The sequence below is a fragment of the Gordonia sp. G4 genome, assembly GCF_057770005.1.
The window spans coordinates 4,924,922-4,946,368 of sequence record NZ_CM173442.1; the positions used below are offsets into that span (position 1 = coordinate 4,924,922).

Consider the following 21,447-nt stretch of genomic DNA (forward strand, 5'->3'; position numbering starts at 1 on the left):
ATTAACTTAACTTGTTGCGGCCGCGCGTGTTCGGCGACGATCGCCCCCTGTCACCGCACGGACAACGGCAGGGACGCGGGACGGACCGGCGAGGGAAGATCCGATTCGCCGACGAGGAACTCGTCCACCGCACGCGCGGTCGACCGGCCTTCCGCGATCGCCCACACCACCAGCGACGCGCCGCGGTGGGCGTCGCCGCAGACGAACACGCCCGGGGCGTCGGTCTGCCAGTCGCTTCCGCACGAGATCACACCGCGCGGATTGGGTTCGATCTCGAGATCGGACAGCAGCCGGCCGCCGCGCACACCGGCAAAACCGATCGCGAAAAGCGCCAACTCACAAGGGATCTCGAACTCGTCACCGACCGGCGTGATCTCGCGGCGACCCTCGGCGTCCCGTCTCACCTCCACCTCGGCGAGCACCATCGTCGTGACGTTGCCGTCGTCGTCACCCTCGAATCGTTGCACCGCGACCTGGTGCAGCCGTTCGCCGCCCTCGGCGTGCGCGCTCGAGGTCCGCATGATCAGCGGCCAGGTCGGCCACGGGGACCGTTCGTCGTCGCGTTCGCCGGGTAGTTCCGGGTTGTAGTCGAGCTGCACGACCGAGGCCGCACCCTGACGGTGTGCCGTTCCCAGGCAGTCGGCTCCCGTGTCGCCGCCGCCGATGATCACGACGTGCTTGCCTGCCGCGGTGATGGGTGACGGGCCGTCCCCCTCGCACTCCTTGTTGGCGGGTACGAGATGCTCCATGGCAAGGTGGATGCCGTTCAGTTCCCGGCCCGGCACCGGGTTGTCCCGCGCCTCCATCGCACCGATGGCCAGGACCACCGCGTCGTGGGTCGAACGCAGATCTTCGACCGACAGGTCGGTCCCCACGTCGCAGTTGGTCACGAACGTCGTTCCCTCCGCACGCATCTGGGCGATGCGCCGGTCGATGTCGGACTTCTGCAACTTGTACTCGGGGATGCCGTAGCGCAGCAGCCCGCCGAGGCGGTCGTCGCGCTCGTAGACGGTCACATCGTGACCGGCACGGGTGAGTTGTTGCGCCACGGCGAGACCCGCCGGACCGGAGCCGACGACGCCGACCGATTTACCGGTCGTGGACTCGGGCGGCTCGGGCCCGATGACACCTTCGGCCCACGATTCGTACGCGATCGTCTTCTCGATGCGCTTGATGGTCACACTGCCGCCGGTCGCCTGTTCGGAGATCGACAACACGCAGGCGGCCTCGCACGGCGCCGGGCACACCATCCCGGTGAACTCCGGGAAGTTGTTGGTCGCGTGGAGCCTGCTGCTCGCCGCATCCCACCGGCCGCGCCGGACCAGGTCGTTCCACTCGGGGATGAGGTTGCCCAGCGGACACCCCGCGGTTCCGGAGTGGCAGAACGGGATACCGCAATCCATACACCGGCGGGCCTGTGCGCTGACCTCGTCGAGGACCTTGATCGGGTTGTCGGCGTGCTCGTACACGTCGTCCCAGTCGTGGACGCGCTCGGCGACGGGACGGTACTTCGCCTCTTTCTTCGGGACTTCCAGGAATCCGCGCGGGTCAGCCACGTGCCGCCTCCATGATCGCTGAATCGACGTCGCGCCCTTCGGCTTCGGCCATCCGGGCCGCGTCGAGGACACGTCTGTAATCGGTGGGCATCACCTTGGTGAACGCCAGGCAACGCCGAGGCCAGTCGGCCAGGATCGACGCGCCGATCGCGGAACCGGTCAGTTCCGTGTGTGTGACGATGGTGCGCTTGAGCCAGGCGAGGTCCTCCGGGTCGGGACGCAGCAGTTCGACCATGGCCATGTTCACCTTCGCCTGATCGAGATCGTGGACGAACGCGATCCCACCCGACATGCCGGCGGCGAGGTTGCGCCCGGTCGGTCCGAGAACGACCACCCGGCCACCGGTCATGTACTCGCAGGCGTGGTCGCCCACCCCTTCGACGACGGCCGTGGCGCCCGAGTTTCGCACCGAGAAACGTTCGCCCACACGACCTCTGAGGTACACCTCACCGGAGGTGGCCCCGTAGAGGATGGTGTTGCCCGCGATCACCTGATCCTCGGCGACGAACAACGAGTCGGGATCGGGGGTGACGACGATCTTGCCTCCGCACAACCCCTTTCCGACGTAGTCGTTGGTGTCACCGGTCAACCGGATCGTCACGCCGGGCGGGAGGAACGCACCGAGTGACTGCCCGGCCGAACCCTCGAGTTTGACCGTGATCGTGTCCTCGGCGAGTCCGTCCGCGCCGTACCGGCGCGTCACCTCGGAACCCAGGAGGGTTCCGACCGTCCGGTTCACGTTGCGCACCGGCAATTCCAGCGTCACCGGGTGCGCGTCCTCGAGCGCACCCTCGGCGAGCTGGATCAGGGTCTGGTCGAGCGCACGGTCGAGGCCGTGTTCCTGACCCCGCACCCGACGAGTCGGTCCCTTGTCCTCGACCTTGCGGAAGATCGGACTGAGGTCGAGTCCCTTGGACTTCCAATGCGCGACCGCGGTGTCGGTGTGCAGCCGCTGGGATTGCCCGATGGCCTCGTCGAGGGTGCGATAACCCAACCGCGCCAAATGTTCCCGAACGTCTTCGGCGATGAATCGGAAGAAGTTGACCAGGTGGTCGACCTGCCCGGTGAAGCGTGACCGCAGCTGCGGATTCTGCGTCGCCACGCCGACGGGGCACGTGTCCAGGTGACAGACACGCATCATGATGCATCCGGCCACGATCAGCGGAGCAGTGGAGAATCCGTACTCCTCCGCTCCGAGCAGGGCCGCGGTGATCACGTCGCGTCCGGTACGCAGCGCTCCGTCGCACTGCACCGTGATGCGGTCGCGCAGGCCGTTCAGCATCAAGGTCTGCTGGGCGTCGGCGAGGCCGATCTCCCATGGCGTGCCGGCGTGTTTGAGGGAGGTCAGGGGCGATGCCCCGGTTCCGCCGTCGTGCCCGGAGATGAGAACGACGTCGGCGTGCGCCTTCGACACCCCTGTTGCGACCGTGCCCACGCCGACCGCGCTGACGAGCTTCACGTGGATGCGCGCCTGCGAGTTCGCGTTCTTCAGGTCGTGGATCAGCTGCGCGAGATCCTCGATCGAGTAGATGTCGTGATGCGGCGGCGGTGAGATCAACGCGACACCCGGCGTCGAGTGCCGGGTCTTGGCGATCCAGGGATACACCTTGTAGGCCGGGAGCTGACCGCCCTCACCGGGTTTGGCTCCCTGCGCCATCTTGATCTGGATGTCGGTGGCGTTGATCAGGTAGTCGCTCGTGACGCCGAAACGCCCGGACGCGACCTGCTTCACCGCGCTGCGGCGCTCGGGATCGTAGAGACGCTCGACGTCCTCGCCGCCCTCCCCCGAGTTCGAGCGACCGCCGATCCTGTTCATCGCCATCGCGATGGTCTCGTGGGCCTCCGCGGAGATCGACCCATAGCTCATCGCCCCGGTGTTGAACCGCTTCATGATCGCCTCGACCGGCTCCACCTCCTCGAGCGGGACCGGTTCGCGCGCGTCGAGATCGAAGTCGAACAGGCCGCGGAGGGTACCGCCCTCACGCGAGAGCCGATCGACCTCGTCGGAGTACTTGCGGAAGATCTCGGCCCGGCCGGTCTTGGTGGCGTGCTGCAGCAGGAAGATGGTCTCGGGCGAGAACAGGTGCAGCTCACCCTCCCGGCGGTACTGGTACTCGCCACCGACCTCGAGCCGACGGTAGACCTGCTCGGTGGGGTTCTCCGGGAAGGCCCGGTGGTGGCGAATCCGCACCTCCTCGGCCAGTTCGTCGAGTCCGACGCCCTCGATGCGCGACACCGTGCGGGTGAAGTACTCGCGCACCACCTCCGAGGACAACCCCACGGCCTCGAAAGCCTGTGCGGCGGTGTAGGAGCTGATGGTCGAGATCCCCATCTTGCTCATCACCTTCAGCACGCCCTTGCCCAGCGCCTCCAGATAGTTGCCGATCGCCTTGGCACGCGTGACACCGGTGAGCTCACCCTCGGCGATCAGGTCCTCGATCGTCTCCAGCGCCAGGTACGGATTGACCGCGGCCGCGCCGAAGCCGATCAGGGTGGCGATGTGGTGGACCTCGCGGGCGTCGCCGGACTCCACCACCAGCGCGACCCGCGTCCGCTCCTTGGTGCGGACCAGGTGATGATGCACGGCCGAGGTGGCGAGCAGCGACGGGATGGGCGCGTGATCGGAATCGGTCAGCCGGTCGGAGATCACCAGGGTGGTGTGTCCCTCGGCGATCGCCTGACTGGCCCTCAGGCGCAGATCCTCGAGTGCCGCAGCGAGACCCGCACCGCCCTCGGACACCTCGTACAGCGCGCGGAGCACCTTTGCCGACAGACCGGGGTTGTCGCCGTCGTCGTTGATGTGGACGAGCTTGGCCAGCTCGGCGTTGTCCAGCACCGGCCAGTGCACCATGATCTGCCGGCACGACGCCGCGGTCGGGCGGAGCAGGTTCTGCTCCGGGCCCATCACGCGACTCATCGACGTGACGATCTCCTCGCGGATGGCATCCAGCGGCGGGTTGGTGACCTGGGCGAACAGTTCGACGAAGTAGTCGTAGAGCAGACGTGAACGCTGCGACAGGACGGCGACCGGGGTGTCGGTGCCCATCGACCCGAGCGGTTCGTAGCCCGACGCCGCCATCGGGGTCAGGAGTACACGCAGGTCTTCCTCGGTGTAGCCGAAGGAGATCTGGCGGCGGACCACAGTGTCGTGGTTGGGCTGGAAGACGGGCCGGTCGGGCAGCGTCGCGATGTCGAGCAGACCGGCATGCAGCCACTCGCCGTACGCCTCGGCGTTCATCAGCTCACCCTTGAGCTCCTCGTCCGGGATGATCCGGCCCTGAGCGGTGTCGACGAGGAACATGCGGCCGGGTTCCAGGCGACCCTTGCTGATCACGTCGTCCACCGAGACGTCGAGCACACCGGACTCGGAGGCGAGGATGACCCGGCCGTCGCGCGTCTGCCACCACCGGCCGGGGCGCAGGCCGTTGCGGTCGAGGACCGCGCCGACGACCGTGCCATCGGTGAACGTCACGCAGGCCGGCCCGTCCCACGCCTCCATCAGCGAGGCGTTGAACTGCAGGAACGCCCGGCGACGGGGGTCCATGTCGGGGACGTTCTCCCACGCCTCGGGCACCATCATCATCACCGCGTGGTGGACGTCGCGACCGCCGAGGTGCAGGAGTTCGAGGACCTCGTCGAGCGACGCCGAGTCGGAGGCCTCCGGGGTGCAGATCGGGAACGCGCGCTTGAGGTCTCCCGGGATCAGGTCGGTCTCGAGGAGCGCCTCGCGGGCGCGCATCCGGTTCCGGTTGCCCCGCACGGTGTTGATCTCGCCGTTGTGCGCCACGAACCGGAACGGGTGCGCGAGCGGCCACGACGGGAAGGTGTTGGTGGAGAAACGCGAGTGGACGATCGCGATCGCGCTGAGGCAGCGGTCATCTCGCAGGTCCTCGTAGTACAGCGGCAGCTGCATCGTGGTGAGCATGCCCTTGTAGACCATCGTGCGGCTCGACAGCGACGGGAAGTACAGGCCGGTGCCCGCCTCCTCGATCTCCGGCGTCACGCGCTCGGCCTGCTTGCGGAACGGATAGATGTAGCGATCGAGGGTCACCCCGGCGAGTCGTTCGGCGCCGGGAGCCGGGTCGACGGTGACGAACAGCTGCATCATGTACGGCATGCACGCGACGGCGGTCCCGCCGACGTCGGCGTGTTCGTGGTCGACCGGGAGATCGCGCCAGCCGAGGACGGTGATGCCCTCGTCGGCGGCGAGCGCCTCGACCCGCTCCATCGCGGCCCGACGGAGGTCGGGGTCCATGGGCAGGAAGCAGGTACCCGCGGCGTAGCTGTTCGACCCGTCCGCGGCGGGCTCGGGAAGGTCGAAGTCGACGGTGGCGCGCAGCAACTCGTCGGGGAGCTGGATCAGGATTCCCGCGCCGTCGCCGCTGTTGGTCTCTGCTCCGGCCGCACCTCGATGCTCGAGGTTCTCCAGGGCCAGCAGTCCGTCGGCGACGATCGAATGCGAACGGCGACCGTGGATGTCGGTGACCATGGCCACGCCACACGAGTCGACCTCGGCCTCCGGGTCGTACAGACCCTGCTTGGCCGGGAGCGCAGAAAACAGCATCACTACCTCCACTCGAACCGGCGAACGGTTCGCTGCTGAGTGTCCAATGGGACAGCATTGGCCCGTGGAGCATTGCGCGGCGTACGAATGACCGTGCCGAGATCGGTACCGGGCTGAGTCAGAACCGTTGAGCGGTCACGGGCTCTGGAACTGTCGGTACCGGGGCGGAGGGATCGCACACCGTGAGATCCGATCCTATCCGAACACCCCGGCGGCCGTCGTCGGCCGAGACCTGTGACGCCGGTGACCGCGGCGACGAGCACCCTGATCAGCCGGTGACACCGACCGGACGCTCAGGACTTGTCCCCGGTGGAATCGGGATCCGGGTCTGTCGTGTCGTCGGGATCTGTCGTGTCGTCGGTGTCGGACGGGTCGTCGGTGTCGGGACTCGGCGACTCCGCGGCCTCGTCGGCGATGGAATCATCCGTCGGGTGGGACGCGGTGTCCGCGGATGTCTCCGACTCCGGCTCTGTGGCGAGCTGCTCGGTCGGTGTCAGGTCCGCGGGGTCGTCCGGCTCGGTGGTTTCTGAATCGCCGGTTTCGGGCTCGACGGCTTCCGGACCGCCGGCTTCCGTATCGATGGCCTCCGGATCGACGGCCTCCGGGTCGACCGCTTCCGGGCCGTCGGCTTCTGGATCGTCGGCTCCCGGATCGACGGTTTCTGGATCGTCGGCTCCCGGATCGACGGCTTCCGCGTCGCCGGCTTCCGGATCCACGGCTTCCGCGTCGCCGGCTTCCGCGTCGACCACTTCCGGGCCGACGGCTTCCGTGTCGTCGGCTCCCGGATCGACGCCTTCAGGATCGTCGGGTTCCGCGTCGCCGGCTTCTGGGTCGACGGCTTCTGGGTCGTCGGCTTCTGGGTCGACGGCTTCTGGGTCGACGGCTTCTGGGTCGACGGCTTCTGGGTCGACGGCTTCTGGGTCGACGGCTTCTGGGTCGAGGACGCCGCTGGTGAGAGCTCCCTCGTCACTGGAGTCGTCGTCGGCCTCAGCCTGCGGTACCGGCGCGTCCGATTCGGCGTCGGTCTCGGTCTGCGCTGCGGCCTCGGTCTGTCCCGGTGTCGCCGCGGTGACGGGCGCGTCCCCGCTTTCATCGGTGTCGGCTACCTCGGCTACCTCGGCTACCTCGGGATCCGGCGACGTTCGGTCGGGGTCGTCGGCGTCGAACAGGGACGATGCCCTCGCGCCCGTCGCCACCCCGCCGGCGGCGACCGCCGACGTCGTCTCGGGCTCGAGGTCCTCGTCGTACCAGTCGTCGACGTACCCGGCGACGCCCTGTTCCGCGAGCTCGGCGGCACGGTCGTCGTGGTACATCTCCAGACCCTGCTCGCGGCCCTTGGGCGCGAGGACGAAGTAGATGACGGCGGCGAGGAACACCAGCGCCGCGGTGAAGAGGTTCGGCCGGATGCCCGCGATGTCATTGGCGACGGCTGCCCGGTCGTCGCGGAGCAGTTCCACGAAGAACCGGCCCAGGCAGTAGCCCGCGACGTAGAGCGCGAACAGTCGGCCGTGCCCGATGCGGAAGTACCGGTCTACGACCACCAGCAGGACGACGATGAGCACGTTCCACAACAGCTCGTAGAGGAAGGTCGGGTGGACCACCGCGACGACGACGCCGTTGGAGACGCCGTCGATCAGCCCGGGATCGGAGTACCCGGCGGCGTTCTCGCGTTCGTAGATCTCCAGGCCCCACGGGAGTGTGGTCTCGCGGCCGTAGAGCTCCTGGTTGAAGTAGTTGCCGAGACGACCGATGGCCTGCGCCAACAAGATCGGCGGCGCGATGGCGTCACCGAAGGCGGGCAGGCGGATACCGCGGCGACGAGCGCCGATCCACGCACCGACCGCGCCGAGCGCGACCGCACCCCAGATACCGAGACCGCCGTCCCAGATCTTCAGGGCGTCGATCGGCTCCTTCAGGGCATCGGCACCGAAGTACGTCTTCCAGTCGGTGATGACGTGATACAGCCGACCACCGATGAGGCCGAACGGCACGGCCCAGATCGCGACGTCGAGAACCTCGCCGTCTTGTCCACCACGCGCCATCCACCGGCGGTTGCCCCACCAGACGGCGACGATGATGCCGACGATGATGCACAGTGCGTACGCACGGAGCGGAAACGGTCCGATGTCCCACACGCCCTGGGGCGGACTGGGGAGGTAGGCCATCATCGTCGAGGTCGGCGCGATCACGCTGCCACCCTAGCCGACCGGCCGCGGCGCTCCCCGCCTCGACCGGAAGCCGCCGTGACGATCAGAACAGCGCGCTCGGGTCAGACCGATGCCCGGCGCGAGCGGACACCCTCGGCCAGTTCGGAGACCAGCGAGGCCAGCCGATCCTGCCCTGCGTTCGCCGCGGTCACCAGTGCCGATCCCACGATGACTCCGTCGGCGTACGACGCGATCTGCGCAGCCTGCTCACGGTTGCGAACGCCGAGCCCGACGCCGATCGGGATGTCGGAGTACTCGCGAACCCGTGCGCACAGCTCGGGGGCCATGTCCGACACCGCATCTCGCGCACCGGTCACACCCATCGTGGACGCCGCGTAGACGAAACCGCGGGAGGCGTCGACGGTGAGGGCGATCCGCTCGGTCGTCGACGACGGCGCGACCAGATAGATGCGATCGAGACCGTGCCGGTCGGCCGCCTCGTGCCACTGCGCCCCTTCTTCGGGGATCAGGTTGGGGGTGATCAGACCCGCGCCGCCGGCCGCGGCCAGATCGCGGGCGAAGTTCTCGACCCCGTACTTGAGCACCGGATTCCAGTAGCTCATGACCACCGCGTTGCCACCGGCGGAGGTGATGGCCTCGACCGCGGTGAACACGTCACGGACGCGGACACCGTTGGTCAGGGCCAGGTCGGCGGCATCCTGGATCGTCGGGCCGTCCATCACCGGGTCCGAGTAGGGCACCCCGACCTCGATGATGTCGCATCCGGCGTCGACCATCGTCCGGAACGACGTGAGCGACTCCTCGACGGTCGGGAAACCGACCGGGAGGTAACCGATCAGCGCACTGCGGCCCTCCTCCCGGCAGCGGGCGAACACGGGGCCGAGTTTGGACGGGATAGACTGGGTGCTCATGCCTGCTCTCCGGGCTTCTGGACGTCGGCCGATGCCGAGAGGGTGGCCTCGTCCTGCGAGGGCGGGGTGTCGAACAATCCGAACCAGCGTGCGGCGGTGTCGACGTCCTTGTCGCCACGACCGGACAGGCTGACCACGATGATCGCGCCCTCACCCAGCTCCTGCCCGAGCTTCAGGGCGCCCGCGACCGCATGCGCCGACTCGACGGCGGGGATGATCCCCTCGCGGCGGCTGAGCAGGGCGAGCGCGTCCATCGCCTCGGTGTCGGTGATCGGCCGGTACTCCGCACGCCCGGTGTCCTTGAGGTACGCATGCTCCGGCCCGACGCCCGGATAGTCCAGACCCGCTGAGATCGAATGCGATTCGATGGTCTGGCCGTCGTCGTCCTGCAACAGGTAGGAGTACGCGCCCTGGAACGCGCCGGGCGTCCCGCCGGTGAAGGTCGCGGCGTGCCGGCCGGTCTCGACGCCGTCGCCGGCGGCCTCGAATCCGACGAGCCGCACACCCTCGTCGTCGATGAACGGGTGGAAGATGCCGATCGCGTTGGAACCGCCACCGACGCAAGCGGTCACCGCGTCGGGCAGGCGCCCGGCCTTGTCCAGGATCTGGACGCGCGCCTCGAGCCCGACGATGCGCTGCAGATCGCGGACCATCACCGGGAACGGGTGCGGTCCGGCGGCGGTGCCGAAGCAGTAATACGTGTTGTGCGCATTGGTGACCCAGTCACGCATGGCCTCGTTGATCGCGTCCTTCAGCGTCGCCGAGCCGTTGTCGACGGCGATCACCTCCGCACCGAGGAGACGCATGCGGGCGACGTTGAGCGCTTGGCGGTCGGTGTCGACCCGGCCCATGTAGATCACGCACTCGAGGCCGAGGAGCGCGCAGGCCGTGGCGGTGGCGACCCCGTGCTGGCCGGCGCCGGTCTCGGCGATGATGCGGTGCTTGCCCATCCGCTGGGCCAGGAGTGCTTGTCCGAGAACGTTGTTGATCTTGTGGGACCCCGTGTGGTTGAGGTCCTCGCGCTTGAGGAAGATGCGCGCCCCACCGGCGAACTCGGACAACCGCTTCGCTTCGTACAGCGGGGACGGGCGGCCGGCATAGTCGCGCTGCAGACGGTCGAGCTCGGCGAGGAAATCGTCGTCGGCGCGGACCTTCTGGAAGGTCGTGGTGACCTCGTCGATGACGGCCATGAGCGCCTCGGGGACGTGGCGCCCACCGTAGACGCCGAAATGTCCCTGCTCATCGGGTTCCACGGAGGTGCGTGTGGTCAGCCCGACACTCGCGGTGGGCAGCGGGGTGGCCCCGGTGACATCGGTGTGGGCGGAATCAGGATGCGCGGTCACTTCATCTCACAGACGATCGGGCCGACAGGATCACGTGGACCGAGACCGGCCCGGACGCGTTGTCAGCGAACAGGTTTCGGGCACGACGGGTGAGTACCCGCGGTGACGAGCTCACGGACCGCGGCACGCGGGTCACCACTGGTGACGAGACCTTCGCCGACGAGTACGGCATCGGCGCCGGCACCGGCGTAGGCCAGCAGATCGGCGGTACCGCGCACACCCGACTCGGCGATGCGGATGGTCTCGGTCGGCAGACCGGGTGCGATGCGCGAGAAGGTGTCACGCTCGACCTGGAGGGTCTTGAGGTTGCGCGCGTTGACGCCGACGACCGAGGCGCCGGCCTCCAGGGCGCGGTCGGCCTCTTCCTCGGTGTGCACCTCGACGAGCGCGGTCATGCCGAGGCTCTCGGTGCGGTCGAGGAGCGAGGCGAGCACGTTCTGCTCGAGAGCGGCCACGATCAGCAGGATGACGTCCGCTCCATGGGCGCGGGCCTCGTGGATCTGGTAGGTGCCGACGATGAAGTCCTTGCGCAGCACCGGGATGTTCACGGCGGCGCGAACGGCGTCGAGGTCGGCGAGTGAACCGCGGAACCGTCGTTCCTCGGTGAGCACGCTGATGATGCGCGCACCGCCCTCTTCATAGGCGCGGGCGAGTTCGGCGGGATCACCGATGCTGGCGAGCTCACCCTTCGACGGGCTCGCGCGCTTGACCTCGGCGATGACGCCGATTCCGGGCTGGCGCAGGGCGGCCAGTGCATCCTTGGGTGCGGGAGCCTTGGCCGAGGCCGCCTTGACCGACGCGAAGTCGACCACGGCCTCGCGAGCCGCGACGTCGGCTTTCACTCCCTCGATGATCGATTCGAGAACGTTGGGCACGCTCACAGCGACTTGCTCCCTTCCGCTCGAGGTGTGTTCTCAGGGTAGACGGGCCGTTGGGGCCGGTTGCGGCCGGGTTGGCCGATCTGTGACCTCGTCGCGCCGACGGGTGCGCGGCCATGTCCCGGCTCGGACAGTGAGTTCGCACACCCCGGCATCCGCGCGTGGCTCAGCGTCGGTCGGGATCGGTGGGGTCGGTCGGGTCGATGCCGGTGTCGAGCGCGTCCCACATCATGCGCTCGTTCGCGCCCGGCGGCGTCGGGTCCGGCGAGTCGGTGTCGTCCGCGGCCCCCGGCTTGCCGGACCCGCCGGTCGTCGTCTCGGGTGCGGGGGTTCCGGTCTCCGTCTGGGCGGCCTTGCGGCGCTCGTAGTCGGCGAAGATCTGGGTCTCGATCTCCTCGCGCCGTGCCGCCGGGGTCGTGTACTTCGACGGCCTGGTCGCCCCCTTCGCGACGCGCAGCAGCGCGACCGCCGCGCCCACCGCGAACAGGGTGCCGACGAGGACGACGAGTGCGGCGAGGGGGTTGGTGTCGACGTAGAGCACGACATAGCGATCGGGAATGCTGCCGGCATCTGCCGCATAGTTCGAGTCGGCGCCGCCGGTGATCAGCGAGATCGCCGGGAAGGCGGCCAGCACCCCGCCGACGGCGACGAGGATCGCGACGACGCGAAGCGCCCAGCCGCGCACCGACAGCGCCGCGGCGATGCCCGCCAGATAGACCAGTGCGAGCGGGGTGAGCCACGGACTCCAGTCCCCGCCGTTGACCTCGAACGCGCGCTGCGGGGACAACCCGTCCTCGGCGGAGACGGTGGCCCAGGTCAACCGGCTCGCACCCCAGAACGCAGCCGCTGCGGCCGCCATCAGCACGGCCGCGAGGACCTGCATTCGGCGGACGGACTTGCGGCGCAACGCCTCGGCGTCGGGCCCTGCTCCGGCACCTGGCTCGGCAGAGGTCATGAGGTCTCACCCACCCGTCGCATCGTCGAGGCGGCGGCGACCGCGTTGAGCACCGCGGTGGCCTTGTTGCGCGCCTCGTTGTATTCGTACTCGGGCTCGCTGTCGGCCACCACACCGCCGCCGGCCTGGACGAACGCCTTGCCGCGCGCGAGCAGTGCCGTGCGGATGGCGATGGCGGTGTCGGCATTGCCGGCGAAGTCGATGTAGCCGACGATCCCGCCGTAGAGCCCACGACGGGTCATCTCGTGTTCGTCGATGAGTTCCATGGCCCGCACCTTCGGTGCCCCGGTGAGGGTTCCGGCCGGGAAACAGGCCGTCACGGCGTCGAGGGCGTGTTTGTCGTCGCGGAGGGTCCCCGACACGGTCGAGACGAGGTGCATGACGTGGCTGTACCGCTCGATGTGCCGGTAGTCGCTGACCTTGACCGTGCCGGGCACGCAGACGCGTCCGAGGTCGTTGCGTCCGAGGTCCACCAGCATCAGGTGTTCGGCGTTCTCCTTCTCGTCCTCGATCAGGCCCTTGCCGAGCAGCTGGTCTTCCTCCTCGGTCGCGCCGCGCCAGCGCGTCCCCGCGATCGGGTGGGTGGTCGCAACCCCGTCGGCCACGGTGACCAGTGCCTCGGGGCTGCTGCCGACGATGGTGAACGGCTTGCGGGCGATGGCATCGGGCGAGCCCGTGTCGCTGTGTTCCTCGGTGCCGGGCATACGCAGCAGGTACATGTACGGACTCGGGTTCGACGCGCGCAGGACGCGATAGACGTCGAGCGGGTCGGCGTCGGAGTCCATCTCGAAGCGCATCGACGGCACGACCTGGAAGGCCTCACCGGCCTCGATCTCGCCGACCAGGTCGGTGACGATCTCGCTGTACTCCGCGAGGGACCGCTGGGCGGAGAACTCCGGGCGCGGGCGGTCGAAGGTCGACACCGTCGACGGCGCGGGTGCGGCGAGTGCCTCGGTCATCCGATCGAGCCGGGCGAGGGCGTCGGCGTAGGCGTGCTCCACCCGGTCATCGGAGCCGTCCCAGTTGACCGCGTTCGCGATGAGGGTGATCGTGCCCTCGTGGTGATCGACCGCGGCGAGGTCGGTGGCCAGCACCATCATCATGTCGGGGAGGCCGAGGTCGTCGACCGTGGTCTCGGGAAGACGTTCCAGCCGCCGAACCATGTCGTAGGCCATGAACCCGACGAACCCACCGGTCAGCGGCGGCATCCCGGGCAGCGGGTCGGTCTGCAGAAGGCGCAGCGACTCCGCCAGCACTTCGAGCGCGTCGCCGCCCTCGGGAGCGCCGACGGGCACCGAACCCCACCAGTGCGCCTGCCCGTCGACGACGGTCAGGGCCGACGGCGCGCCGGCGCCGATGAACGACCAGCGGGACCACGATCGCCCGTTCTCGGCGGACTCCAGCAAGAAGGTTCCCGGACGGTCACCCGCGAGCTTGCGGTAGGCCGACAGCGGTGTCTCGGAGTCCGCCAGGACCTTGCGCGTCACCGGCACGACGCGGTGATCACGCGCGAGATCGAGGAACTCCGGAAGAGTGGTGGTGGCGGCCGCGCCGCCGGTGGTGGCGGTCATCCGAGCGGCTCGCCGCCGACGCCCCACTGATTGCGCGGCACCTCCGTGATCGTCACCCAGACCGAGTCGGGGTTCTTGCCGGTCGCCTTGGCGTAGGCCTCGGTGACCGCGGCAATCGTCTCGCGTTTTACGCGATCGGACAGTCCCGGCGTCTGCGAGATCTGGATGAGGGGCATGGACGCACCGCCTTTCGAAGGTCTCGAGCTGTGACGAGCACCCGGGAGGTCTCCCCCGGGACTCGCGTCTGGACTTCTATTCTGCTGTGCCCGGCGAGCCCCGCCCGGCGTCGGCCCCGGAACCCGGCGCCGCGTCGATCCCGAAGGTCAGCGACTCGGTGTCGAAGCAACTGTGATTGCCGGTGTGGCAGGCCGCGCCGACCTGGTCGACGACCAGCAGCACGGTGTCCCCGTCGCAGTCGAGCCGGGCGTCGTGCACGTACTGCGTGTGCCCGCTGGTCTCCCCCTTCACCCAGTACTCCTGGCGTGACCGGGAGTAGTAGGTCCCCTTCCGGGTGGACAGCGTGCGCTCGAGAGCGACGTCGTCCATCCAGGCCACCATCAGCACCGTGCCGGTGCTGCGTTCCTGGGCGACCGCGGTGAACAGGCCGTCGGCGTTGCGTTTGAGGCGTGCGGCGAGATCGGGATCGAGTGCCATCAGCGACCTTCCTGATCGGTGCGAGAACAGGCGCGGCGCCTCATCGGACGATGATCCCGGCGTCGCGCATGGCCGTCTTCACCTCGGCGACGGTGAGTTCGCCGAAGTGGAAGACCGAGGCCGCGAGGACAGCGTCGGCGCCCGCCTGCACGGCCGGGGCGAAGTCGTCGATGCGTCCGGCGCCGCCACTGGCGATGACCGGCACCGACACCGCGGCGCGCACGGCCGTCAGCATGCGCAGATCGAAGCCCTGCTTGGTTCCGTCGGCGTCCATCGAGTTGAGGAGGATCTCGCCGACACCGAGGTCCTGGCCGCGGACCGCCCACTCGACCGCGTCGATACCGGTGCCCTTGCGGCCGCCGTGCGTGGTGACCTCCCAGCCCGAGGGCGTGGGCTCCGACCCCTCCGGCACGGTCCGCGCGTCCACCGACAGCACGATGCACTGCGATCCGAACCGCCGGCTCATCTCGGCGAGCACATCCGGGCGGGCGATGGCCGCGGTGTTGACGCTGACCTTGTCGGCCCCGGCGCGCAGCATCGTGTCGACGTCGTCGACGGTCCGGATGCCACCGCCGACGGTCAGCGGGATGAACACCTGGTCGGCGGTGCGCTTGACGACGTCGATCATCGTCGAACGTCCTGAGCTCGACGCGGTGACGTCGAGGAAGGTCAACTCGTCCGCGCCTTCGCGGTCGTAGCGTTCGGCCAGTTCGACCGGGTCGCCGGCATCGCGCAGGTTGGCGAAGTTGACGCCCTTGACCACGCGGCCGTCGTCGACGTCGAGGCATGGGATGACCCGGGTCGCCAGCGTCATCGTCGGGTCTCCTTCGGGGTGGTGGCTTCGGTACTCACAGACGTCCTCAACACGGTTCCCGGCGCGGTCACGCCGACCATTCCCGGACCGTGTCGCCGATGACACGCATCAGCCCGGCATGCACGGTCGGCGTACCCGCGACGAGCGACGGCGACGCCACGGTCCACGGTCGGCCCGCGATGTCGGTCGCGACGCCGCCGGCGGCGCGGACCAGGGCCGCGCCCGCGGCGTTGTCCCAAGGGTGCCTGCCGAATGCGATCGCCCCGCCGAACACGCCGGCCGCGGTGAACGCCATGTCGACACCCGTGGAACCCGTCATCCGGATCCGTGCGGCTCGCGTGCTCAGTTCGCGAAGGAGGTCGGCGCGGCGGGTGCCCGGGTACCTGCCGCCGCCGCGTGCGTCGAACGGACCGAACGCGATGGCGGCCTCGGCGAGCTCCATGTCGGGGGCCGGCGGGACGGGCTCACCGTCGACCAGAAGCGGACCGTCGACGTGCGCGGCGTAGCGACGTCCCACGAGAGGCAACCAGGTCATTCCGAGCGTGGCCTCACCGTCCACCACCAGACCGAGGAGGATGCCGGTGAGCGGCATCCCCGCGGAGTAGTTGAAAGTCCCGTCGATCGGGTCGAGCACCCACACCGGACCGTCCACGACATCGGCGCCGCCGAACTCCTCGCCGTGAACCGGGATCTGGGTGCGGTCGGCGAGCTCGGCCCCGATGTGGCGTTCGAGGTCCAGATCGATCTGGGTGGCGAAGTCGGTGCCGCCCTTGTTGATCGCGCTCGGCGCGCCCTGACCGTCGACGAACCGCTCGACGGAGGCGTCGAGGATCGACCCGGCGATGTCGAGCAGCCGGGGCAGGTCGAGGGAGGTGTCCGCCGCGCTCATCAGACCCCGGCGACCGCGGCCAGCGCCTCCGGCAAGGTGAAACGGCCCGCGTAGAGCGCCTTGCCGACGATGACGCCCTCCACACCCTTGCCGGTGAGGCCGGCGATCGCGACCAGATCGTCGATGGCCGAAACTCCACCCGAGGCGACGATCGGGGCGTCGGTCGCCGCGGCGACCTCGGCGAGCAGGTCGAGGTTCGGACCCTGCAGCGTCCCGTCCTTGGACACGTCGGTGACCACGTACCGCGCGCACCCGTCGCGGTTCAGTCGCTCGAGGACCTCCCAGAGATCGCCTCCGTCGGTGACCCAGCCGCGTCCGCGCAGGCGGTAGGACCCGCCGTCGCGGATGACGTCCAGACCGACCGCTATGCGGTCGCCGTGCTCGGCGATCGCGCGGGCACACCACTCCGGGTTCTCCAGGGCAGCGGTGCCGAGGTTCACGCGGGTGCACCCGGTCGCGAGGGCGGCCGCCAGCGAATCGTCGTCACGGATGCCGCCGGACAACTCGACCTTCACGTCGAGTTCGCCGACCACGCCGGCCAGCAGGTCGCGGTTGTCGCCACGGCCGAAGGCGGCGTCGAGGTCGACGAGATGGATCCACTCCGCGCCGTCGCGCTGCCACGCCAGCGCGGCATCGCGCGGCGAGCCGTAGGACGTCTCGGTGCCGGCCGCGCCCTGGACCAGGCGGACCGCCTGCCCGTCGGCGACGTCGACGGCGGGAAGGAGTTCGAGGGTGCTACCCATGGGTGAATCTGTCCTGTCTGTTCTGGATCGAGCGTGAGCGGCTGTGGGACGGGTGGTCAGGCGGGGTCGTGACCGTCGCGAGCCGCGATCAGGTCCGCCCGCGCACGGTCGACCATGCGGTTGGCAACGGTACCGATCGCGGCGATCATCGCCGCCACCGCCACCAGCGCGGCGACGAGCCCGGCGATCGGCGACCAGTGCGCGCACAGCGCGATGATCGGGACGGACGCGATGAGGACCAGCACACCCGCCCCGAGAGCGTAGAAGGCGAGTTTGGCGATCGAGAAACCGGTCGACGCCGACGCGGAGTCCTTCGGCACGGATTCGGGCGGCGGCCCGCCGTGCCCGTCGCCGAACCCGCCGTCGTGGCCGGGGCGCGGCGTGCCGTCGGTCACGAGAGTCCCCGAACCCAGTTCTCCAGCAGGTGGGCGCCGGCGTCACCGGACTTCTCCGGGTGGAACTGCGTGGCCGACAACGGCCCGTTCTCGACTGCGGCGAGGAACCGGCCGCCGTGTTCGGCCCAGGTCAGTCGGGGTGCGACCAGAGGCGAACCCTCGTTGTCCATCTCCCAGGTCTGCGCGGCGTAGGAGTGCACGAAGTAGAAGCGGGTGTCGGCGTCGAGTCCGTCGAACAGCACCGAACCCGCCGGGGCGTCGACCGTGTTCCAGCCCATGTGCGGCAGCACCGGCGCCGGCAGCTGCGTCACACTGCCCGGCCACTCTCCGCAACCCTCCGCCTCGACACCGAACTCGACGCCGCGCTCGAAGAGGATCTGCATGCCGACGCAGATGCCCAGCACCGGCCGGCCGCCGGCGAGTCGCCGACCGACGATCCGATCGCCCTTGACGGCGCGGAGACCTTCCATGCAGGCGGCGAACGCGCCGACGCCGGGCACGACGAGTCCGGTGGCCTCCAGGGCGGTGGTGAAGTCGGAGGTGACCGTCACCTGGGCCCCGGTCCGTTCCAGCGCGCGCTGCGCCGACCGCAGGTTGCCCGACCCGTAGTCGAGGATGGTGACGTCGACGCTCACAGCGCACCCTTCGTCGACGGCACCCCGGAGACGCGTGCGTCGTATTCGGTCGCGGCGCGCAGCGCGCGGGCCACCGCCTTGAACTCCGCCTCGGTGATGTGGTGCTGGTCGCGGCCGTAGAGCACCCGCACGTGCAGCGCGATGCGGGCGTTGAGTGCGATCGACTCGAAAACGTGCCGGTTGATGACGGTCGAGTACGGCACACCCGGGTAGCCGCCGATGACGGCGGCGAGCATGTGGTCGGGCTCGCCGGTGTGCACGCAGTACGGGCGACCGGAGACGTCGACGACGGCCTGGGCGAGGGTCTCGTCCATCGGGATCCAGGAATCGCCGAAGCGACGGATGCCCTTCTTGTCGCCGAGCGCCTGACCCAGCGCCTGGCCGAGCACGATCGCGGTGTCCTCGATGGTGTGGTGGCCCTCGACCTCGATGTCACCCTTCGCCTCGACGGTGAGGTCGAAGCTGCCGTGCTGCCCGAAGGCGGTCAGCATGTGGTCGAAGAACGCGATGCCGGTGGAGATGTTCGTCACGCCGGTGCCGTCGAGGTTCAGTTCGACGGAGATCGAGGACTCCCGGGTGGTCCGTTCGACCTTCGCGATGCGCGGTGTCGGGCTCCCTGGTGCGGGGGTGCTCGCAGGGCTGTTGCTCACTGAGTGTTCTCCAGATCTGTGGTGGCGAGCGTGCGGCTGACGTCGAGGAAGGCGTCGTTCTCCGGGGCGAGGCCGATGGTCACCCGCAGATGACCGGCGATGCCCACGTCGCGGATCAGGACGCCATGGTCGAGGTAACGCTGCCACGACGCCGCAGCATCCCGGAAGCCGCCGAACAGCACGAAGTTCGAGTCGGAGTCCACGACGCGGTACCCGAAGGCGGTCAGCGCCGCGACCACGCGCTCGCGTTCGGACCGGATCGCGGCGACGCCGGCGAGGGTGTCGTCGCTGTGGCGCAGCGCGGCTCGCGCGGCGGCCTGGGTCAGCACGGACAGGTGGTACGGGAGCCGCACCAGCTGGATCGCGTCGACGACGGCGGGCGCTGCGGCGAGGTAGCCGAGCCGGCCGCCGGCGAAGGCGAAGGCCTTGCTCATCGTGCGGCTGACGACGACCTTGGCCGGGAACTCGTCGATGAGCTCGACGGCGCTCGGAGCCGCCGAGAACTCGGCGTAGGCCTCGTCGACGATCACGATGCCCGGAGCCGCCTCGACGATGCGACGCAGGTCCGCGAGCGGGATCGAACCGCCGGTCGGGTTGTTGGGCGAGGTCACGAAGACGACGTCCGGTTCGCGGTTCGCGACTTCGGCGACCGCGTAGTCGGTGTCGAGTGAGAAGTCGCCCGCCCGCGCCGCGACCAGCCAGGTGGTGTCGGTGCCGTCGGAGATGATCGGATGCATCGAATACGACGGCACGAACCCGAGCGCACTGCGGCCGGGACCGCCGAAGGCCTGCAGCAGTTGCTGCAGAACCTCGTTGGAACCGTTTGCCGCCCACAGGTTCTCGACGCCGAGCTGCACACCGGTGGCCCGGGTCAGGTAGGCGGCGAGGTCGGCACGGAGGGCGACGGCATCGCGATCGGGATAGCGGTGCAACTCAGCGGCGGCCTCGCGCACCGACGCGGCGACATCGCCGATCAGGGCCGGCGACGGCGCGTGCGGGTTCTCGTTGGTGTTGAGGATCACCGGAACCCTGAGTTGCGGTGCGCCATAAGCGCTCTTGCCACGGAGGTTCTCACGTAGCGGCAGGTCGTCGACGGTGATCGAGCTGCCCGGGGTTGCCGTCACCGGATCGGCGGTCGTCACCGGCCCGCGCTCCCGACGAAGCGCTGCTTCACCGCATCACCGTGACCGGGCAGGTCCTCGGCGTCGGCGAGGGTCACCACCTTGTCGGCGACCTCGCGCAGCGCGGCCTCGTCGTAGTCGATGACATGAACGCCCTTGAGGAACGTCTGTACTGACAGACCGGACGCGAAACGGGCCGAACCCGAGGTCGGCAGAACGTGATTGGAGCCCGCGCAGTAGTCACCGAGGCTGACGGGAGCATAGGGCCCGACGAAGATCGCGCCCGCGTTGTGCACCCGGTCGGCGACCGCGGCCGCATCGCGAGTCTGGATCTCGAGGTGTTCGGCCGCATAGGCATCGACGACGGCGAGCCCCGCGTCGAGATCGTCGACGAGAACGACGCCCGACTGCTCGCCCGACAGGGCGGTGGTCACGCGTTCGCGGTGCTTGGTGGCCGCGACCTGCTGCTCGAGAGCTTCGTCGACGGCGTCGGCGAGTTCGGCGCTGTCGGTCACGAGCACCGACGCCGCGAGGACGTCGTGCTCGGCCTGGCTGATGAGGTCGGAGGCGAGGATGCCCGCGTCCGCCGAGTCGTCGGCGAGGATCGCGATCTCGGTGGGTCCGGCCTCGGAGTCGATGCCGACCACGCTGCGGCACTGACGCTTGGCCGCTGTGACGTAGATGTTGCCCGGGCCGGTGATGAGGTCGACGGGGTCGAGAACGGCATTCGGCTCGTCCGCGGAATCCGTGTCGGCGCCACCGTAGGCGAGCAGGGCCACTCCCTGGGCACCGCCGACCGCCCACACCTCGTCGACGCCGAGGAGCGCGCAGGCGGCGAGGATGGTCGGGTGCGGCCACCCGCCGAAGTCCTTCTGCGGAGGCGAGGCGACGACCAGCGAGCCGACGCCGGCCTCCTGGGCGGGGACGACGTTCATGATGACCGACGACGGGTAGACGGCGTTTCCGCCCGGGACGTACAGGCCGACGCGGCGCACCGGAATCCACTTCTCGCTGACGACGCCGCCGTCGACGACCTGGGTGCGGGTGGTCTCCCGTCGCTGGTCGGCGTGAACCTTGCGCGCGCGAGTGATCGACTCGCGCAGCGCCTCGGCAACCTGCGGGTCGAGCCCGGCCAGAGCATCGGCGATGACCTGGGCGGGCACCCGCACCGACGCGGGGCGGACACCGTCGAACTTCTCGCCATAGTCGAGCGCAGAGCTGCTCCCGTTCTCCGCCACCGAATGCACGACCGGTGTCACCGTGTCGAGGACGGCATTGACATCGGTACCCCCGCGGGGCAGCGCGCGACGCAACTCGGCGAGTGTCGGCGTGCTACCGCGCAGGTCAATTCGGGCGAGCATGATCTCTCCTGGTGGCTGCTGATGTACCCGACAAGGATACGTGTCGGCTGCCAGCGGATTTCTGGTGCGGGTGATGCGGGGTTCTCCTGAGGTGGAGCCAGGCGCCGGGAGCGAAGCGAGCGGGCCGGATGCCGGAGCGAGGTCGACGGACTCCACCGGCGCATCGCGAAAGAGGAGGACGCCCTGTTTTCGTTCGGTGACGACCCTCGACTGCGATCAGTGGGCACCGCGACTAGCGC

At 69.2% G+C, this 21,447-nt stretch carries 17 protein-coding genes and 2 pseudogenes; all 19 read right to left on the minus strand.

Annotated features, from left to right (window positions below; translation table 11 throughout):
* Positions 1 to 50: 50 nt before the first annotated feature.
* The 19 genes and pseudogenes from AC3B5T_RS22230 to hisD all read right to left on the minus strand — a co-directional run bounded on the left by AC3B5T_RS22230 (position 51) and on the right by hisD (position 21,208).
* Positions 51 to 1,556 carry a glutamate synthase subunit beta gene (locus AC3B5T_RS22230; protein WP_055476585.1) on the minus strand — a complete coding sequence of 502 codons (1,506 nt, stop codon included), beginning with the start codon at positions 1,554 to 1,556 and terminating at the stop codon, positions 51 to 53.
* Complete coding sequence (gene gltB, locus AC3B5T_RS22235) at positions 1,549 to 6,120, minus strand: glutamate synthase large subunit (RefSeq protein ID WP_055476584.1); 4,572 nt, start codon at positions 6,118 to 6,120, stop codon at positions 1,549 to 1,551. Before gltB ends, AC3B5T_RS22230 begins: the two co-directional genes overlap by 8 nt.
* 493 nt (positions 6,121 to 6,613) lie before the next feature.
* A pseudogene (locus tag AC3B5T_RS22240) lies at positions 6,614 to 6,979 on the minus strand (hypothetical protein); the annotation flags it as partial.
* Positions 6,888 to 8,309: pseudogene (lgt, locus tag AC3B5T_RS22245) on the minus strand (prolipoprotein diacylglyceryl transferase); the annotation flags it as partial. The pseudogenes AC3B5T_RS22240 and lgt, both read right to left, overlap by 92 nt.
* 80 nt (positions 8,310 to 8,389) lie before the next feature.
* Positions 8,390 to 9,199 carry a tryptophan synthase subunit alpha gene (trpA, locus tag AC3B5T_RS22250; protein WP_010842336.1) on the minus strand — a complete coding sequence of 270 codons (810 nt, stop codon included), beginning with the start codon at positions 9,197 to 9,199 and terminating at the stop codon, positions 8,390 to 8,392.
* Complete coding sequence (gene trpB / locus AC3B5T_RS22255) at positions 9,196 to 10,542, minus strand: tryptophan synthase subunit beta (protein WP_010842335.1); 1,347 nt, start codon at positions 10,540 to 10,542, stop codon at positions 9,196 to 9,198. The genes trpA and trpB overlap by 4 nt, the downstream gene beginning before the upstream one ends.
* Before the next feature lie 62 nt (positions 10,543 to 10,604).
* The gene (trpC, locus tag AC3B5T_RS22260) at positions 10,605 to 11,423 is read right to left on the minus strand and encodes an indole-3-glycerol phosphate synthase TrpC (RefSeq protein ID WP_010842334.1); all 819 of its coding nucleotides are present in this window, start codon (positions 11,421 to 11,423) and stop codon (positions 10,605 to 10,607) included.
* Positions 11,424 to 11,586: 163 nt separating this feature from the next.
* On the minus strand, positions 11,587 to 12,375 hold the full coding sequence (locus tag AC3B5T_RS22265) for a TIGR02234 family membrane protein (RefSeq protein ID WP_055476582.1): 789 nt from the start codon (positions 12,373 to 12,375) through the stop codon (positions 11,587 to 11,589).
* Positions 12,372 to 13,946 (minus strand): anthranilate synthase component I, encoded by a 1,575-nt coding sequence (locus AC3B5T_RS22270; RefSeq protein ID WP_010842332.1) that lies wholly within the window; start codon positions 13,944 to 13,946, stop codon positions 12,372 to 12,374. The genes AC3B5T_RS22265 and AC3B5T_RS22270 overlap by 4 nt, the downstream gene beginning before the upstream one ends.
* Positions 13,943 to 14,122: a tautomerase family protein gene (locus tag AC3B5T_RS22275; RefSeq protein ID WP_004021167.1), complete on the minus strand. Its 180-nt coding sequence runs from the start codon at positions 14,120 to 14,122 to the stop codon at positions 13,943 to 13,945. The genes AC3B5T_RS22270 and AC3B5T_RS22275 overlap by 4 nt, the downstream gene beginning before the upstream one ends.
* A 76-nt stretch (positions 14,123 to 14,198) precedes the next feature.
* The gene (hisI, locus tag AC3B5T_RS22280; RefSeq protein WP_010842331.1) at positions 14,199 to 14,600 is read right to left on the minus strand and encodes a phosphoribosyl-AMP cyclohydrolase; all 402 of its coding nucleotides are present in this window, start codon (positions 14,598 to 14,600) and stop codon (positions 14,199 to 14,201) included.
* A gap of 40 nt (positions 14,601 to 14,640) precedes the next feature.
* Positions 14,641 to 15,414 (minus strand): imidazole glycerol phosphate synthase subunit HisF, encoded by a 774-nt coding sequence (gene hisF, locus AC3B5T_RS22285; protein ID WP_055476581.1) that lies wholly within the window; start codon positions 15,412 to 15,414, stop codon positions 14,641 to 14,643.
* Positions 15,415 to 15,481: 67 nt separating this feature from the next.
* Positions 15,482 to 16,303, minus strand: a complete 822-nt coding sequence (locus AC3B5T_RS22290; protein ID WP_010842329.1) for an inositol monophosphatase family protein — start codon at positions 16,301 to 16,303, stop codon at positions 15,482 to 15,484.
* Positions 16,303 to 17,046 carry a bifunctional 1-(5-phosphoribosyl)-5-((5-phosphoribosylamino)methylideneamino)imidazole-4-carboxamide isomerase/phosphoribosylanthranilate isomerase PriA gene (priA, locus tag AC3B5T_RS22295; protein ID WP_055476580.1) on the minus strand — a complete coding sequence of 248 codons (744 nt, stop codon included), beginning with the start codon at positions 17,044 to 17,046 and terminating at the stop codon, positions 16,303 to 16,305. Before priA ends, AC3B5T_RS22290 begins: the two co-directional genes overlap by 1 nt.
* Before the next feature lie 56 nt (positions 17,047 to 17,102).
* A complete protein-coding gene (locus AC3B5T_RS22300) occupies positions 17,103 to 17,441 on the minus strand; it encodes a hypothetical protein (RefSeq protein ID WP_010842327.1) in 339 nt (112 codons plus the stop codon).
* Positions 17,438 to 18,076: an imidazole glycerol phosphate synthase subunit HisH gene (gene hisH / locus AC3B5T_RS22305; protein ID WP_010842326.1), complete on the minus strand. Its 639-nt coding sequence runs from the start codon at positions 18,074 to 18,076 to the stop codon at positions 17,438 to 17,440. Before hisH ends, AC3B5T_RS22300 begins: the two co-directional genes overlap by 4 nt.
* Positions 18,073 to 18,726 (minus strand): imidazoleglycerol-phosphate dehydratase HisB, encoded by a 654-nt coding sequence (hisB, locus tag AC3B5T_RS22310; RefSeq protein WP_488357931.1) that lies wholly within the window; start codon positions 18,724 to 18,726, stop codon positions 18,073 to 18,075. Before hisB ends, hisH begins: the two co-directional genes overlap by 4 nt.
* Positions 18,723 to 19,868, minus strand: a complete 1,146-nt coding sequence (locus AC3B5T_RS22315) for a histidinol-phosphate transaminase (protein WP_488357932.1) — start codon at positions 19,866 to 19,868, stop codon at positions 18,723 to 18,725. Before AC3B5T_RS22315 ends, hisB begins: the two co-directional genes overlap by 4 nt.
* On the minus strand, positions 19,865 to 21,208 hold the full coding sequence (hisD, locus tag AC3B5T_RS22320) for a histidinol dehydrogenase (RefSeq protein WP_259936186.1): 1,344 nt from the start codon (positions 21,206 to 21,208) through the stop codon (positions 19,865 to 19,867). The genes AC3B5T_RS22315 and hisD overlap by 4 nt, the downstream gene beginning before the upstream one ends.
* Positions 21,209 to 21,447: the final 239 nt, after the last annotated feature.